This window comes from Finegoldia magna (assembly GCF_018371055.1).
Lineage (GTDB): Bacteria > Bacillota > Clostridia > Tissierellales > Peptoniphilaceae > Finegoldia > Finegoldia magna_I.
Genome location: NZ_JAGYZD010000363.1, coordinates 1 through 1,118, shown reverse-complemented (window position 1 = coordinate 1,118; position 1,118 = coordinate 1). Strand labels below are relative to the sequence as shown.

The window sequence follows — 1,118 nt, the reverse complement described above, 5'->3', positions numbered from 1 at the left end:
AATCACGATCTAAGCCTTATCAATAAATTGAGAGGCAAATTGATAGCTATTTTTGCGTCCAATAAAAAAGTGTATAATTGTCAAAAAATTTAGGAGAATTCTATCTAGAATTCTCTATTTTTTTATTTTAGGAGGGTATTATGGAAAAATTGTACGAAGGTAAGGCAAAGGAAGTTTATTTAACAGAAAAGGCTGATGAATATATCATCAGATACAAGGATGATGCAACAGCTGGTAACGGTGAAAAGAAAGCTACAATTGCTGGTAAGGGTGAACTAAACTTAGCAATCACTACAATGATTTTTGAAATGCTTGAAAAAAACGGCATCAAAACTCACTACATTGAAACAATCAACAATACTGATATGAGAGTTAAAAAAGTTACTATCATGCCACTTGAAGTTATCGTTAGAAACATCACTGCAGGTTCTTTTGCAAAAAGATACGGCGTTGAAGAAGGAAAAGTTTTAAATCAACCAACTTTTGAATTATCATATAAGAATGATGATTTAGGAGATCCATTGATGTGTGAAGACCACGCAATTGCTCTTGGAGTTATCACAAAAGAAGAATATGACTATTTAAGAGAAGAAACTTTGAAAATCAACGAATTACTTAAAGAATTTTTCTTGAAAATCAACTTAAAATTAGTTGACTTCAAAATCGAATTCGGTAAGACTGACGATGGACAAATCTTATTAGCTGACGAAATCAGCCCAGATACTTGCAGATTGTGGGATAAAGACACTAACCAAAAATTAGACAAAGATATTTTCAGAAGAGATTTAGGAGATTTGACAGAAGGCTACAAAGAAGTTCTAAATAGAATGAGAGGCTAGGATGTGTGGAGTTATAGGGATATATTCTAAGTCCGAAGTTAATAAGAAATTATTTTTCGGACTTAACTCCTTACAACACAGAGGACAAGAATCCTGTGGTATCACCGTTAGTAACGGTGAAAACCTACATAGAGAAAAAGGCATGGGACTTGTTATCGATGTGTTTAAGGAAGAAAATTTGAATAATTTAGTTGGTAATGTAGGAATTGGACATGTAAGATATTCGACAGCTGGTGGTTCTCACGATTACAACACTCAACCATTGATGGCTTTTGCCAA

1 protein-coding gene and 1 pseudogene are annotated in these 1,118 nt (G+C 33.4%); both read left to right on the top strand.

Annotated elements, in window-relative coordinates; translation table 11 throughout:
- Positions 1-140: 140 nt before the first annotated feature.
- Positions 141-839 (top strand): phosphoribosylaminoimidazolesuccinocarboxamide synthase, encoded by a 699-nt coding sequence (purC, locus tag KHW44_RS09900; protein WP_094206209.1) that lies wholly within the window; start codon positions 141-143, stop codon positions 837-839.
- A gap of 1 nt (position 840) precedes the next feature.
- Positions 841-1,118: pseudogene (locus KHW44_RS09895) on the top strand (amidophosphoribosyltransferase); the annotation flags it as partial.